This window comes from Pyxidicoccus sp. M6 (genome assembly GCF_055568925.1).
Window position 1 is genome coordinate 4221997 of sequence record NZ_CM145714.1, and the last position, 14116, is coordinate 4236112.

The following is a 14116-nucleotide window of genomic DNA, read 5'->3' on the forward strand; positions in this document are numbered from 1 at the left end:
GTCGGGAGGCTTCGTGTGCAACACCGGTGCCCGTCTGATGGGGCGTCGGATGGTGGACAGATGAGCGTGGGATGAGCGCGTGATGCGTTCGGAAGCGGGCGTCACGAGGCAGTTACCTGCCCGTGATTGGGAACGAAAGTTCCCACGCCCCGGGCAGGCGGGCCTGTACGAATGCCCGGCCGATGGAAGGAGTTACCGGCTGGCTGACGGATCCGCCGGTGGCGTGGAGGACACGTCGGTGTCCGGCGCGGCCGGCGGCTGCGGAGCAGGCTGCGCGGTGTCCGCCGCCGACGCTCGGATGCGGCGGAGCACGGTGCGCACGCCCAGCACCAGCGCCGTCCCGGCCGCCGTGATGATCAACCCCCAGCCGAGCCCGCGCGGCAGCGGTTGATCCGCCACCGGGATTTTCGCCGTGAGCACCTTCAGGCGCGTGTTCCGGTAGCGCACCTCCAGGTCCCACAGGCCGGGAGCATCCGCGGTCAGCTCGGTGTGCCAGTTGACCCCCTCCCGCGTCAGCGTCCGCGTCACCAGGGCAGGGGAGCCGGGCTTCTGGAAGGTAATCGTGAGGGGCCCGTCGAACTCGGGGCCCTGGAAGTTGCCCACATGGAGCGACAGGGCGAAGGGCTCGCCCTCCCGGGGAATCGCGGGGTGGAGGCTGCCCTGGAGGCGCTCCTCGGCGTCGGACCACCGCAACTCCAGGAGGTCGCCGCGCCGCTCCACGCGGATCTGATCATCCGAGGGCGCGGCGGCCGCGACACTGGCCACGACCAGGCAGGCGACCAGCGCCCACCCGGGTTCCCATGCTCGCTGCCTTTGCCATGGAGGCGGCGGTCCTCTAGTATGCCGTGCCCTGACGCATTCCACCTGAGCTGCTCCCCGCGGCCGAAGTCCCGGGATGAACCCTCAATCATTCGGGAAATACCAGCTTCTGAAGAAGCTCGCCACGGGCGGCATGGCCGAGGTCTGGCTTGCGCGCCAGATGGGCATCGAGGGCTTCCAGAAGAACCTCGTCGTCAAGCGCATCCTTCCGCACCTCGCGGAGGACCGTGAGTTCGTGGAGATGTTCCGGAACGAGGCGCTGATTGCCGCGCGCTTCAACCACCCGAACATCGCCCAGGTCTACGAGTTCGGCGAGGCCAACGGCACCTACTACATCGCCATGGAGTTCATCCACGGCGAGGACCTCGGCCGCGTCATGCGCAAGGCGGCCAGCTCCGGTCAGTGGGTGGCCCGGCCGCTCGCCATCCGCATCGTCGCCGCCGCGTGCGAGGGCCTGCACTACGCCCACTCCCGCACGGACGACGCGGGCCGGCCGCTGCGCGTGGTGCACCGCGACATCTCGCCGCAGAACATCCTCATCAGCTTCGACGGCTCGGTGAAGCTGGTGGACTTCGGCATCGCCAAGGCGGCGGATCAGGCGTCGCTGACGAAGTCCGGCGCCATCAAGGGCAAGTTCGCGTACATGGCCCCGGAGCAGGCCGCCGGCAAGCCGCTGGACGGGCGCGCGGACATCTTCGCCATCGGCCTGGTCCTCTACGAATTGCTCACCGGCGTGCGGCCGCTGAAGCGCGACTCCGAGCTGGCCACGCTCCAGGCCGCCATGGAGTGCGCCATCTCCCCGCCGTCGCAGGTGGCGGACGTGCCGGAGGAGATGGACCCGGTGGTGATGCGGGCCATCGCGAAGAACGCGGACGACCGCTACCGCGACGCGCGCCAGTTCCAGATGGCGCTCGAGGAAATCCTCGTCGGGCAGCGCTGGGTGGCGGGCTCGGTGCAGATCTCCGAGCTGATGGAGACGCTCTTCGCGGACCGGCTCAACGAGGAGAAGGCCCAGGGCCAGGTGGTTCCGGTGGGCGAGGACTCCGGCAACTCCGGCACGCCCCAGCCGCCCGCGCCGCCTCCTCCGGAGCGCGGCCGCAACAAGCCTCCTCCCTCCGCGGCGGACATGAGCTGGGAGGCGCCTCCGGGCGAGCCCTCGCACCGCGAGCGTCCGCGCGCCCCGGCCGCGCGTGCCTCGGCGCCTCCGCCCCCGCGCCGCGCGTCCTCGGTGGCCGCGCCGGCCGTGGCGCCCGAGGACCCGAATGAGTGGGAGGCGCCGTCGGGCACGGACGAGCACCCGCCTCGCCGCCGCACCCAGGAGGGCGTGCGCCGCACGTCCAACCCCAACGTCACGCAGGTGGCGCGTACCAACTCGCGCACGGACCTGGGCCGCACGCCCACCGGCGAGTCGCCGCTGCCGCGCCGCTCCAACACGCGGGCCCCCGCGGTGCCGGACGACGGGGACATGGACACGCTGCCGCCTCCGCCGCCGTCGCGCTCGCGCGCGAATCTCCAGGCGGTGCAGGACGAGGAGGCGGATGACGAGCGGACGCTCCTGCCGCCTCCGGAGCCCGTCGCGCCGCCGCGCCGCCGCGCCACCGGCATGCAGTCCTCGGTGGAGGCGCCGCGCCGCCGCACCAGCAGCCGCATCGACAACCGTCAGGAGATGCCGGACGCGCCGCCGCGCCGCTCCTCGGGCTCCGCGCTCGCCGTTCGCGACGAGGACGACGACCCGGTGGCGCGCGCCCTCGAGGCGTCCAACCGCCGCGCGCGCAAGAGCATGGTCACGCGCAACGTGGCCACGGCGGCCTTCGTCGTCGGTGTGCTGATTGTCGGCTTCATCTTCCGCAATCCCATCCTCGGGGTGCTCAACGGCACGGCGCAGGACGGGCAGGGCGTGTTGCTCACCGTCAACACGAACGAGCGCGTGAAGGTGTCCGTGCGTCACACCGAAAGGTGCCGGAGTGCCAAGCCCGTGACGGAGCTGGGCTTCACGCCGATGACGATGATGTCCGGGGCGCACCTGCAGGACACGCTCATCCTGGAGAACGAGCAGCAGGGCATCTACCGCGAGGACAGCGACACGCTGGCCTTCGGCGAGCCCGGCCAGCCCAAGGTCGTCACGTACGAGTTCAAGCGCGGCCACCTCCAGCTCACGCTGAAGCCGGACGGGCTGAAGGGCATCACCGTGCGGCGCAACGGCCAGGAGGTCGGCAGCTACGTGGGCGGCAAGTTCCTCAAGCTCGAGCTCATGGAGGGCCACCACAAGCTGGAGCTGACGGGCGGCCCGCTGAAGGAGCCGTTCCTCTTCGAGGTCGAAATCAAGCCCGGCTCCATCACCAAGGAAACGCAGGACTTGAGCGCCTTCGTCGGCTAGTGACGCGTCAGCGACGCGTCAGTAGCGCGGCAGGCGGGGGTCCACCTGCCGCGAGTACAGGTCGATGCCGCCCTTCAGCGACACGGCCTCCAGCCCCTTCGCAATCAGGTACGCCGCGCCGTCCAGGCTGCGCACGCCGTGGTGGCAGTACACGACGACGGGCCGGCCGCGCAGGGCCTCCAGCTCGTCGGCGCGCTCGTCCAGCTCCGGCAGCGGAATCAGCACCGAGTCCGGGAGCGCCACCCACGCGTGCTCGTCCGGGAAGCGCACGTCGAGCAGCGCGGGGCGGGACTCGGGAGGGCCGGCGAGCAGCTCGGCGAGCCGGGTGGGGGAGATTTCGGGAATGGGCATCATGCGTCTCAGGCGGCGGTGGGGGAGGCGCAGAACTGCTCGTAGTCGATGAGCTCCACCTTCGCGCCCGGCGCGCACACCGGGCACTTGGAGTCCCTGCGCAGCTTCAGCTCCTGGAAGCGGGTGCCCAGCGCGTCGAAGGTGAGGAGCCGGCCGATGAGCGGCTCGCCCCGGCCGAGGATGAGCTTCAGGGCCTCGTTGGCCTGGAGCAGGCCGATGAGCCCGGGCAGCACGCCCAGCACGCCGGCCTCCGCGCACGACGGGGCCAGCTCCGGCGGCGGCGGGGCGGGGTAGAGGCAGCGGTAGCAGGGGCCCTGGCCGGGGACGAAGGACGTCACCTGTCCCTCGAAGCGGAAGATGGAGCCGTGGATGTTGGGCTTGCCCTGCATGACGCACGCGTCGTTGAGGAGGTAGCGCGTGGGGAAGTTGTCCCCGCCGTCCAGCACCAGGTCGAAGCCCTGCAGCACGCGCAGCACGTTGTCCGAGGTGAGCCGCTCCTGGAAGGGCACCACCTTCACGTCTGCATTCAGCGCTTCAATCGCCGCGCGAGCGCTCACCACCTTGGGCTGGCCCTGAAACTCGCGGGTGTGGATGACCTGTCGCTGGAGGTTGCTCAGGTCCACCACGTCCGAGTCGACGATGCCCAGCGTGCCCACGCCGGCCGCCGCGAGGTACAGCGCCGCGGGCGAGCCCAGGCCTCCGGCGCCCAGCAGCAGCACCTTCGCCTGGAGGAGCTTCGCCTGACCCTCCTCGCCCACCTCGGGGAGGATGAGGTGGCGGCGGTAGCGCTCCTTCTGCTCGGCGGTGAGGACGAAGGGCTTCTCCACCGGGAGGGCCGCGTCGCTCCAGCGGTTGAAGCCGCCCGCCATGGACGCCACGCGCGTGTAGCCCAGCTCCTTCAGCGTCTTCGCGGCCAGCGCGGAGCGGGTGCCGCCGGCGCAGTAGACGACGACGTCCTCGTCCCGGCGGGCCCGGTCCTCGATTCGAAGCTCCAGGTAGCCCCGGGGGATGTGGAGGGCGCCGGGCAGGCGGCCGCCCGCGTACTCGTCCGCCTCGCGTACGTCCACGAGCTTCACGGGGGGGTGGGTGTCCAGGAGCCGCTTCACCTCGTCCACGGTGACTTCGCGAATCTCCTGCTTCACTCCGGCCAGCAGCTCTTGAAAGGTGGGAGCCATGCCGCCGGGTATAACCCGCCACCCCTGGCGCGTCCGTCCAGATGTGGGCCTCCGGGCGGACGGCCAGCCGGCCCCATGGATTTTCCCGGCCCGGGCGTTATAAGGCGCGTCATAGGAGAGCAACCGACATGGAAAGCACCACGACGACTTCCGCCGCCGGTACCGTGACGGCCCCCCAGGCCAACCCGGACGTGGCCGTGCGCCTGACGGAGACCGCCATCAATCAGGTGAAGGCGGTCATCAAGGCCCAGGGTTTCGAGGGCTACTACTTCTCCATCCGCGTCGTCCCCGCCGGCTGCAGCGGCCTCGGCTACGACCTGAACCTGGTCAAGGAGACCAAGGCCGGCGACACCGTCTGGGAGCAGGACGGCGTGAAGATTGCCACCGACGCGATGAGCAGCCAGTACCTCGCGGGCACGGAAATCGACTACGTCTCCGCGATTACGGGCTCGGGCTTCAAGTTCAACAACCCGAACGCGAAGTCCTCCTGCGGCTGCGGCACGTCGTTCTCCACCTGAGACGCACGCCGTTTCGCGGTCGAGCCTCCCGCCCCGGAATGGGGACGGGCACCACGGGCCGGGTGGGGCGGATGCCTCCCCCGGCCTCGTTGTCTTCGCTCAGGCCCCGGCGAGGGGCCGCATCACCTTCAGCCAGGTCTGGTTCTCCTTCTGTCGCGCGAGCCGCTGGGCGCGGCGCGACTCGGCCTCACGGAAGGCCTCGCGCTCGGCGTCCGTCTCCATGAAGAGCGGCGGCACCAGCACGCGGCCCCCGTCCTTGTCGATGGCCACGAAGGTGAGCAGCGCGCTGGTGGTGAGGAAGCGCTCCCCGGTGAGCGGGTTCTCCGCGTGCACCGTGACGCCCACCTCCATGGACGTGCGGAACGCCGCCAGCACCCGCGCGTGCAGCAGCGCCACCCAGCCCACCTTGATGGGCGCGTGGAAGTGCAAATCATCCATGGACGCGGTGACGACCACCTGCCGGCAGTGGCGCTGAGCCGCCACCGCGCCGCAGATGTCTATCCACTCCATCACCTTGCCGCCGAAGGCGGCGTTCAGGTTGTTGGCGTCCGGAGGGAGGATGAGCTGCGTCATCACCACCTCTGTGTCCTTCGCACTCTTCGGGCTCAAGTCGTGCATCTCACACCTTCGGTTCTCTTCTCCAAGACAGGTGTCTGCCTGGAGGGAGGGACAGGGACGATGTCATCCCGTGAATGGCTCCGGGCTTCAACGCGCGGGTGCGCGGGAAACGCGGTTGCGGCTCAAGCGTTCCGTCCCTATCAGTCCGGGCATTGCTTTCCACCCCCGGAAGCAGCCCCTTCCCACCGGAGAACCCCCGTGTCCGCCACCCCCGTTTCCGCGCGTTCCGTGTTGCCCCAGGGCGTAACGGCTGAAGACCTCATCCGCCAGGCGGACGAGCTTCAGGGCTCGGACCTGGACGCGCTGCCGTTCGGGATGATTCAGCTCGACCGCACCGGCCGCATCCTCAAGTTCAACCAGACGGAAGCGCGGATGGCGCGCATCAACCGGGACCGGCAGATTGGGAGGAACTTCTTCGACCAGGTGGCCCCGTGCACCAAGGTGCGCGAGTTCTACGGCCGCTTCCAGGAAGGGCTGGAGAAGCGGAACCTCTACGAGACGTTCGGCTTCGTCTTCAAGTTCGACCACGGCTGGCGCAACGTGGCCATCACCATGATGTACAGCGACAAGACGGACAGCGTCTGGGTCCTCGTGTCGCAGCAGTCGGTGACGCCGCCGCCCCCGTCGAAGTAGGGCGGCGCGGTCCTCGCGGAGCCGGGCGCGGCGCGTGCGCGCTTCAGGCGAGGAAGTCGGAGATGCGGTCCAGGAACTCCTCGCGGCCGCGTCCCCGGCGGATGTCCTGCGTGGACACGTCCATGATGAGGCAGTCCACGCCGTACTTCTCCTGCAGCACGAGGGGGAAGCTGGCGTAGTAGCCGTTGAGGCCGCGCAGGAACTGGTGGCGGATGCCCTTCTCCTCCTCGCGGCCGCGGGTGCGGATGCGCTGGAGGAGCACGTCCACGCTGCCCACCTCGAAGCAGATGACCTTGTCGGGCTGGATGATGTGGCGCGACAGGCGCTGGAAGTACTCGTAGTACAGGTCCAGCTCCGCGTTCGTCATGTGCCCCAGGCCGTGGAGGTACTTGGCGAAGATTTCCGGGTCCTCGTACAGCGTGCGGTCCTGCACGCAGCTGCGCTTGTACGAGTGGATGAGCTCGTGGTGCTCCACGCGGCGGATGAGGAACTCGAGCTGGAGCGTGAAGGACCAGCGCGACATGTCCGCGTAGTAGTCACGCAGGAAGCGGTTGTCGATGACGGGCTCGTCGAAGAGCTGGTAGCCGAAGCACTGGCTGATGAGCTTCGCGGCCGTCGTCTTGCCCGCGCCGATGTTGCCCGCGAGCGCCACGAAGCGCCGCCCCTTGGGCACCTTCACCCGCAGGGTGTTGCGGGGGCGGGGAGCGGGTGCGGCTTCGTCCCCGGCGGGTGCGGCCGGTGGCGTGGGCGGGCGCTGGCGCGAGGTGGTGCGGGGCATGGGAGGCAGGGCTTACCCCGGCTTCGTGGAGGCGTCCATTCGCTGCCTCAGCAGGTCTGGCCGGTCGGTCATGATGCCGCCGACCCCTTCCTGTAGCAGCGTGTCCATCTCCGCCGCGTCATCCACCGTCCAGACGTTGACCCACTTGCCCCGGGCGGCGCACGCGCGCAGGAAGTCCGGGTCCACCAGCCGGATGTCCCCGAAGTACAGGGGCATGTCGAGGACGGTGAAGCGCGGGTCCTCGGGCGGAGTCTCCCCGGCGCGCAGGGAGATGACGAAGGCGGCCAACGCGTCGCGCGGGTAGAAGTGGCAGGCGTCCGGCAGCCGCGCGGCGAGCCGCTCTCCCACGCTGTCCTGCTCGCTGCCCATGCAGACGCGCTCCAGGGCGCCCTCCTCCTTCAGGAGCTGCGCGAAGGGCTCCTCGATGCCGGGCACGTCCGGCTTGAGCTCCACGTTGAGCCGCAAGGAGGGGAAGGCGCGCAGCACCTCGCGCAGGGTGGGGATGCGGGCGCCCCGGCCGCGGAAGGGGAAGGTGTGGCCCTCGTCCGGGCTGAAGTGGAAGCCCGCGTCCAGCCGTTGCAGTTCGGCGAGCGTCAGCGCGGCCAGCGGTCCGGTGCCGTCGGTGCAGCGCTCCAGCGTGGCGTCGTGGGCCACCACCACCTCGCCGTCGCGGGTGAGGTGCACGTCCAGCTCCAGCATGTCCGTGCGGTAGCGCTCCACCGCCATGCGGAAGGCGTCCAGCGTGTTCTCCGGGGCCAGCGCCGCGCCGCCCCGGTGGGAGATGTGCAGCGTGGGCTTCAGGCCCTGGAGGAAGGGAGGCGGGCGAGGGGACATGCCGCCATTGTAGCGAGCGGAAGCGGCGGCCCGGAAAGACGAAGGCCGCGGCCCCCGAAGAGGGAGGCCGCGGCCCGGTACGTCAGTCAGGCGTCGACTGTTACTGGCGCTTGGTGCCCGGGGTCGGCGTCACGACCTCGAAGTCGGCCTTGTTGTCGTTCGTGTCCAGCACCTTGCCGGTCACGTCGGGGTTCAGCTTGCGCTGGTAGGACACGTTGTTGGTGTTGTTCTCGAAGAGGTCCGTGGCGGTGCCCTCGACGAAGGAGAATTCCTTGTCACCCACGCCCGTCGCGATGGTGCCGGTGAAGACGGTGGGGGGCGCATCCTTGGAGGTCTCGTACCAGAGCGTGTCGGTCAGCGTGCCGGTCGGGTAGTAGAGCAGGGCGACCGCATCGTCCGAGCCGTTCTGGATGATGTCCGTGAGCGGGCTGGTGATGGTGACGCGCAGGGTGCCCGCGGGCAGCGAGTTCGTCACGGTGGCGGGGCCGACGACGAGCACCGCGCCGGGGGCGAGCTCGTCGGTGGCGTTGGTGCCGTCCGTCACGGAGGACAGCTCGAAGCGGCGGTACTCCTGGCGGCTGGTGGCGGGCGTGGTCGGCGGGCTGCCACCGGTGGGGCTCGCGTTGATGAGCACCACCGCCATGTTGCCCACGTGCACGGGCACGTCGGAGTTGTTGATGAGCTCGACGTACTCACTGTCGTCCGGGTTGCCCTGGGCGGCCGGGACGTTGTCGGACTCCAGCTCGTTGATGATGAGGCCGTTGGGCGCCGTGTCGCTGCCGCCCCAGAAGGTGGCGGTGGCGGCGGTGGTGCTCACGGGGGCCCCGTTGGTGCCGCTCAGGTCCTTGGCCGTCACCGTGTAGCGGGTGCCCTCGGCCTGGGCCGAGGTGGTGAGCTTCACCTTGCTGCCCGAGACTTCCACCGCGCTGACGGCGAGGTCCGGGGTGATGGTGAAGTCAGCGGCCGCCACGGTGGAGGCGTCCACGGGCACGTTGAAGACGACCTCCACCGAGGTCGTCCCCAGCGGGCGCGCGGCCGTCACGTTGACGGGGCAGGCCACGACGAGGTCATTGGCGCTGAACGGGGAGATCTGCGCGATGGCGTTGAAGCGGACGTAGGGCACGGCCTTCGCGGTGAAGTTGCACTGCTGGTTGATGCCCGTGGCCGTCACCACCGTGTTGGGGATGCGCAGGATGAAGTTGGGCGACGCCGTGGGCGAGCCCGCGGTGGTGAAGGTGAAGGTCGTGAAGCTGCTGCCCGAGGCGGTGGCGGGGCCGGCCACCGTGCCGCGCACCTGCACGAGGTCCGCCTGATAGGCGGTGAGCGCCGCTTCGCTCTTCACGTCCGTGCGGTTGCTGATGTCCACGGCGAGGCCCGGGGTGCTGGCGTCCACCAGGTTCTGCACGGGGGCGCCCTGGCTCACGCGGGTGAGGCCGGTGATGGCGCTCGCCTGGCCGAGGCTGCCGAAGACGGTCTTCTCCGTGATGTTGAAGGAGATCTTGTCACCCACCGCGAGCGCTGGCGTCTGCGCGGCGGCGTCCAGCTTCACGAAGATGGAGGGGCCCGGCGCGGTCGCCTGCACGTAGAAGCCCGTCGGCGTGGAGCCGACCGTGGGCGAGACGTACGTGACGTACACGTTGGTGATGGGCAGCGGCGGGCTCACCGGCGTCGGATTGGTGCCGTTGGCCGTCGCCGCGATGAACGCGTTGATCTGCGCGTTCTCGGCGCTGGTGATATCGGCCGGGATGTCCGACGTGCCCGCATCCGTGCCCGCGTCGGAGCCCGCATCCGAGCCCGCGTCGGTGCCGGCATCCGTGCCGCCGTCGGCCGGGGTCGGATTCACGCATACGTTGTTCGAGCAGACCTGGCCGGTTGCACAGTCGACGTTGGATTCACACTCGTTTTCGCCGTCGCGGTCAGAGCAGGCTGCCACCGCGGCGAGCGCGGTGAGACCAGCCACCAGCACCAACCGCCCATTGCGATTCACCATTGGGTCATGCCTCCAGGATGCCTTCGTAGGTGGTCCGCTCTTACACTGCTGCCCGGGGGGGCGTCCATTCGCTGAACCATCCGAAACAGGGCCGTCACATGCCGCTGATTTCCCTCTGGGAGGGCATGTTTCCCAGGGAGTGCCAGGGCTCTCGCGGAGCGTGCGCGCGAGGTGTCCTTCGCGACGCATCCACCCCGCATCACGCATGCGAAATCCGCATCCGTTGCGCATCCATCCCGCGTCCACGCATGCGAGATCCGCATCCGCGGCGCATTCCACGCGCCATGCATGCGAGATCCGCACTCGCGACGCATCCACCACGCGCCATCCACGATGCGGAATCCGCATCCCGGCGCACGCGACGGCGGCCCCGGACGCGGCCTTGAATGATCCGCACCCCGCACCACACCCGGTAGGGCGGCTTCTTTTCCGGGGTTGTCTGGTCCTGTCCGGTACCCACCGAAGCGGGTAGGGCGGTTGGCTCCCCCTAGCCGGTGATTGTGGGTAAGCTCAGGAAAAGTACGCCCCACCCACCTCCAGACAGACGGCGTTCCCTTCCGTGAGCTCGCCCCAGACGGCCATTCCGTTCGGAAACTACCTGCTGATCAAGCGGCTCGCCGTGGGCGGCATGGCCGAGCTGTTCCTGGCGCAGCGGCCTCCGTCGCCGGAGCTGGTGGTGCTGAAGCGGATCCTCCCGTACCTGTCGGAGGAGCCGGAGTTCGTCCAGATGTTCCTGGACGAGGCGCGCATCGCCGCGCAGCTCCACCACCCCAACATCGTGCAGGTGCACGAGCTGGGGAAGGAGGGGGACAACATCTTCATCGCCATGGAGTACGTGGAGGGCGTGGACCTGCGGCGCGTCGTCGCCGAGGAGGCCAAGTTCGGCGCCACCGTGCCCTACGCCGTGGCGGCGCGCATCTGCGCGCAGGTGGCGGCGGGCCTGGACTACGCGCACCACAGCCGGGGCGTGGACGGGCGCCCGCTGGAGCTCATCCACCGCGACGTCAGCCCGCAGAACGTGATGGTTGGCTACGACGGGCGCGTGAAGCTCGTCGACTTCGGCATCGCCAAGGCCGGCGCCTTCATGGAGCGCAGCAAGCCGGGCGTCATCAAGGGGAAGTTCCTCTACCTGGCACCGGAGCAGGTGGCGCAGGAGCGGCTGGACCACCGCGCGGACATCTTCGCGCTGGGCACCATGCTGTACGAAATCACCACCGGCCGGCAGCCCTTCGCCAAGCCCACCACCGAGGGCATCCTCTACGCCATCCGCTACGAGGACCCGCCGCCGCCGCACGTCCTGCGCAACGACTACCCGGAGGCGCTGTCGCGCATCATCATGCGCTGCCTCACCAAGGACCGCGGGCAGCGCTACCAGCGGGCCTCGGCGGTGCGCGCGGACCTGGAGTCCTTCCTCGACTCGGGCGTGCTCCGGCAGAGCACGGACGTGTCCGAGTACATCGCCCGGCTGCTGGGCGAGGAGGAGGAGCGCACCATCCTCCACATCCCCGTGGCCAAGGGGCCGGGGCGCCGGGACGCCACGGTGCCGCTGCCGGCCACGCGGCCGCCGGTGCCCGAGCCGTCCGCGCGCCCCTCCCTCCTGGAGAGCACCGCCCCCACGCTGTCCTCCACCACGCCATCCGCGGAGCCGCCCGCGCTGGCCACGCCCGGCCTCACCGCCCGGCCCACGCCGCGCCGTGTCTCGGGGGACGCGCTGCCGGTGCCCTCGTACGCGGATGAGCCGGAGCCCGCGACGCAGATGGCGCGCCCCAGGGAGCTGCCCACCGGCCGCCGGGACGAGGAGGACGCCGACGCGGACGTCTCCACCGCCATCAACACCACGCCCACCGGCTTCCGGCTCGCGGCCGAGGTGGCGGCGGAGCTGGACGTCGAGGACGCCGAGCACACCCTGCCGCAGCGCGGCCGCATCGTCCGTGACGAGCGCCCGCGCACGCCCTCCGCGCCGCCGGTGCCGCCGTCGCCCGCGCGCCGCTCGGGCCCTCCCTCCGAGCCCCCGCCGCCGCCGCGCGCGTCCCACATCTCCGAGCCGCCGCGCTCGCGCCGCGTCTCCCCGCCGCCCGCGCCGCTGACGCCGCCGCCCCGGCGCACGCCCCGCCCGGATGACGGGGCCTCGCAGTCCGTCTCCGTCACGCCGCCCTCGCCGCCGCGCCGTCCCTCCGTCGTGGACGAGGTGGACGAGGAAGCGTCGCAGTCCGTCTCCATCACCCCGGCCACGGTGAACCAGCGGCCCGTGTCGCGCAGTGGCCTGCCCGCGTCCCGGATGGCCGCGCCGGACGAGGAGGACGACTACCTCCCCACCGACTCGGGCCTGTCCACGGTGGAGCACACGGACCCCACGCCCACGCTGCGGCCGGACCCGGACGATGACGAGTCCACCGCCGGCTACGTCGGCTACGCGGACGACTCCGACTCGGGGGAGATGTACGTGGCCACGAATGCCACCCCGGCCAGGCGCCGCTTCCCGGTGGCGCTGCTGGTGGCCGTGGGCGGTTTGCTGCTGCTCGCTCTTGGCGTCGGAGTCGTCTGGGCCCTGCGCATGCCCGCGGCGGTGCCGCGGCAGGACCTCTCCGCGGGCGCCCTGCAACAGCCGCCGCCCGAGGCCGCTCCGGCCACACCCTCGGAGCCGCCGCCGGCCGTGGACGCGCCTTCTCCGAATGGGAACGGCGACGCGACGAGCGTGAAGGCCACCGTGGCGGACGCGGGGACGGACGGCACCGCGCTCGCTCCGGAGGGCACGACGGCACCGGAGCCGGACTCCACCGCAGTGACTGAAGCCGACGCGGGTACATCCGCACCCGCTCTGGTGGATGTCCGCTTCGAGGCCCCCGCGCGCACCATCCTCAAGCAGGAGGGGGGAGAGCGGCTCCCCGTCAACAAGGTGGTCTCCCTGGCCCCGGGCCCCATCCGCGTGCGCTACGCCTGCCCCGGGCGTCGGGCACCCAAGGGTACAAAGCCCTACCTCATAGAGCCGGCGAGCAAGGGACCGTTGGTCCTCCAGATTCCCTGCAAGAGCCGGCGCTAGTCGTGTCGGGTACTTGGCACGTATGCGGCATCCTGCCCCCGGGGCGGACAAGTGGGACCGGGTGGGCTTGAGTGCCATTAAGTCGTTGGAATTCCTAGGTTTTCCTCTTCCAGTGCGCGTTGCTACATGTCAGACCGGCCCGTAGAATCCGTGGCCCTTATGGCGCGCCCGAAGACTCAGAAAAGCGTAGTCAAGAAGAGGAGTTACACGGCCGGCCGGGTGGCCCGGCAGCTTCCCGTCGCACCGGAGCCCAACAGGCTCCTCAAGGTGTGGCGGCGCGTGCTCGAGCGCCGCCTACGCACGCGGTTGCGCGCGAAGGTGGCGTTGGAGATCCACGACAACACGCACACCATGCTGACCTTCCAGCGGCAGAGGTCCATGTGGCGGCTGCGGCTGCACCACATGTTCCTCGCGGCGCCGGATGACATCGTCCAGGCGCTCGCCAGCTTCGTGCGCAGGGGCGACCCGGACGCGAGCGTCATGCTGGACCGCTACATCGAGCGCAACCGCGCCTACATCCGCCGGCTGTCCCCGGCGCAGATGCGCAAGCGCATCCGCCTGGAGCCGGAGGGGGCGCACCATGATTTGGAGCGCATCTTCGCCCGTCTCAACGAGCGCTACTTCGAGAGCCGCATCGACGCGGCGATCACGTACGGCCCGGCGCCGCGGGTGAAGGGGCCTCGCAAGAGCATCAAGATGGGCTCGTACTCCGCGGACTCGAAGGTCATCCGCATCCACCCGGCGTTGGACCAGCCCGTGGTCCCCCGCTACTTCGTGGAGTGGATTGTCTTCCACGAGATGCTCCACCACGTGTACCGGACGCGGCGGGGCGATGACGGGCGGCGCTGCATCCACCCGCCCGAGCTGATGGAGCACGAGAAGCGCTTCCACGACTACTCGCGCGCCCAGACCTGGGAGCGGGAGAACCTGGACCTGCTGTTGCGCGCCCGCGTCGGACCGGCGTGAGCGGGCGCGCCGCCTCC

Annotated in this window: 12 protein-coding genes; 5 read left to right on the forward strand and 7 right to left on the reverse strand. The window is 70.2% G+C overall.

Going from position 1 to position 14116, the window contains the following annotated elements:
• Positions 1 to 192: 192 nt before the first annotated feature.
• Positions 193 to 765, reverse strand: a complete 573-nt coding sequence (locus ACVTJA_RS16805; protein ID WP_465837389.1) for a hypothetical protein — start codon at positions 763 to 765, stop codon at positions 193 to 195.
• 130 nt (positions 766 to 895) lie between these two features.
• Between ACVTJA_RS16805 and ACVTJA_RS16810 the strand changes: the two genes are divergently transcribed.
• Positions 896 to 3196: a serine/threonine protein kinase gene (locus tag ACVTJA_RS16810; RefSeq protein WP_465837390.1), complete on the forward strand. Its 2301-nt coding sequence runs from the start codon at positions 896 to 898 to the stop codon at positions 3194 to 3196.
• An 18-nt stretch (positions 3197 to 3214) separates the two neighbouring features.
• Here ACVTJA_RS16810 and ACVTJA_RS16815 read toward each other — a convergent pair whose 3' ends face one another.
• Entirely contained in the window at positions 3215 to 3547 is a 333-nt protein-coding gene (locus ACVTJA_RS16815; RefSeq protein ID WP_465840414.1) for a rhodanese-like domain-containing protein, read from the reverse strand.
• Positions 3548 to 3555: 8 nt separating this feature from the next.
• Positions 3556 to 4722: a molybdopterin-synthase adenylyltransferase MoeB gene (gene moeB, locus ACVTJA_RS16820; RefSeq protein ID WP_465837391.1), complete on the reverse strand. Its 1167-nt coding sequence runs from the start codon at positions 4720 to 4722 to the stop codon at positions 3556 to 3558.
• Positions 4723 to 4850: 128 nt separating this feature from the next.
• On the opposite strand from moeB, the gene ACVTJA_RS16825 reads away from it, so the two are divergent.
• Positions 4851 to 5240: a HesB/IscA family protein gene (locus tag ACVTJA_RS16825; RefSeq protein WP_465837392.1), complete on the forward strand. Its 390-nt coding sequence runs from the start codon at positions 4851 to 4853 to the stop codon at positions 5238 to 5240.
• A gap of 99 nt (positions 5241 to 5339) precedes the next feature.
• On the opposite strand, the gene ACVTJA_RS16830 is transcribed toward ACVTJA_RS16825, so the two are convergent.
• The gene (locus ACVTJA_RS16830) at positions 5340 to 5858 is read right to left on the reverse strand and encodes an acyl-CoA thioesterase (protein WP_465837393.1); all 519 of its coding nucleotides are present in this window, start codon (positions 5856 to 5858) and stop codon (positions 5340 to 5342) included.
• A 198-nt stretch (positions 5859 to 6056) separates the two neighbouring features.
• Here ACVTJA_RS16830 and ACVTJA_RS16835 point away from each other — a divergent pair, with 198 nt between their 5' ends.
• Entirely contained in the window at positions 6057 to 6491 is a 435-nt protein-coding gene (locus tag ACVTJA_RS16835; protein ID WP_465837394.1) for a PAS domain-containing protein, read from the forward strand.
• Positions 6492 to 6534: 43 nt separating this feature from the next.
• On the opposite strand, the gene ACVTJA_RS16840 is transcribed toward ACVTJA_RS16835, so the two are convergent.
• From ACVTJA_RS16840 to ACVTJA_RS16850, 3 genes are all read right to left on the reverse strand, one after another.
• Complete coding sequence (locus tag ACVTJA_RS16840) at positions 6535 to 7269, reverse strand: deoxynucleoside kinase (protein WP_465837395.1); 735 nt, start codon at positions 7267 to 7269, stop codon at positions 6535 to 6537.
• A gap of 12 nt (positions 7270 to 7281) precedes the next feature.
• Positions 7282 to 8103: a glycerophosphodiester phosphodiesterase gene (locus tag ACVTJA_RS16845; protein WP_465837396.1), complete on the reverse strand. Its 822-nt coding sequence runs from the start codon at positions 8101 to 8103 to the stop codon at positions 7282 to 7284.
• Between the two features lie 100 nt (positions 8104 to 8203).
• Positions 8204 to 10093, reverse strand: a complete 1890-nt coding sequence (locus ACVTJA_RS16850) for a dickkopf-related protein (protein WP_465837397.1) — start codon at positions 10091 to 10093, stop codon at positions 8204 to 8206.
• A gap of 559 nt (positions 10094 to 10652) precedes the next feature.
• Between ACVTJA_RS16850 and ACVTJA_RS16855 the strand changes: the two genes are divergently transcribed.
• Positions 10653 to 13133 carry a serine/threonine-protein kinase gene (locus tag ACVTJA_RS16855; RefSeq protein ID WP_465837398.1) on the forward strand — a complete coding sequence of 827 codons (2481 nt, stop codon included), beginning with the start codon at positions 10653 to 10655 and terminating at the stop codon, positions 13131 to 13133.
• 219 nt (positions 13134 to 13352) lie between these two features.
• On the forward strand, positions 13353 to 14099 hold the full coding sequence (locus ACVTJA_RS16860; RefSeq protein WP_465837399.1) for a hypothetical protein: 747 nt from the start codon (positions 13353 to 13355) through the stop codon (positions 14097 to 14099).
• Positions 14100 to 14116 lie beyond the last annotated feature (17 nt).